Source organism: Roseburia sp. OF03-24 (assembly GCF_003463035.1).
Lineage (GTDB): Bacteria > Bacillota > Clostridia > Lachnospirales > Lachnospiraceae > Roseburia > Roseburia rectibacter.
On record NZ_QSCK01000084.1, the window covers coordinates 1 to 921 of the forward strand.

1 protein-coding gene is annotated in these 921 nt (G+C 43.8%); it reads left to right on the top strand.

Features of this window, described 5'->3' with window-relative positions; genetic code table 11:
- Positions 1 to 94: 94 nt before the first annotated feature.
- Positions 95 to 921: helix-turn-helix domain-containing protein (locus tag DXA60_RS18475; protein ID WP_158570900.1), on the top strand; the 827-nt coding region annotated here is incomplete at its 3' end.

A 921-nucleotide genomic window follows, 5' to 3' on the forward strand; every position in this document is an offset into this window, starting at 1 on the left:
GAGTTTATGCAGGCAAGACGTAATGAAATGCAGATCTATGAGGATATCCCTGGGAGACTGCAGGACTGAATTATAAAATGGGATGGTGGCAGATGTGGAAAAGAACCAGGAGACGTTAAAAGAGATTGAGAAAAAACGCAAAGAACTGGGATTATCCCAGGTAGAACTTGCAAAACGCATTGGTTTTTCAAGAGGCTATTATAACATGCTGATACACGGGAAAAAGCCGGTCAGTGACAAGCTGGCTGACCAGCTGCAAAATGTGCTTCAGGAATACCGGAAAGAAAAAGAAAGCGGCTATAGAATGCAGACAGAAGATCTGGAGGAAGGTTTTAAATCAGCGGATGATGTATGGAATATTAAAGAAGCAGGAGAGATGACAGACGAGTATATAGAAGAAAATGAAGATTCCATTGCATTTGATCCGGTGGAATGGATTACGAACCTGGAAGCCAGACGAAAAAGCTACGGCGTATCACAAAATGAATATGTTGAAACAGCAGGAATCAGCAGGGGGTATTACGGTATGCTGCTGATTGGAAAGAAGCGGGCAACAAAAAAGCTGTTAGAACATTTGGAAATGGTCCTTGAGATATTTAATCCGGATAAAGAAATGGAAATTTTATTTGACTATGTCCGGATCCGTTTCGCAACCACAGATGAAAGACGCGTGATCGAGGATGTCATGAACATCCGGATGCAGTACATGATCGAGGAAGCGCACAGCTTTTACGGTTACGGACGCCAGTATATCTACGGAGATATCACAGTCATGGTATCGCCGGAACATGAAAAAGGGATCCTGCTTGAACTAAAGGGCAAGGGGTGCAGACAGTTCGAAGCGTTTCTTAAGGTGCAGAAACGTACCTGGTATGATTTCTTCCGGACGGCAAGAGAAATGGGGGCGGTGTTTAAACGGAT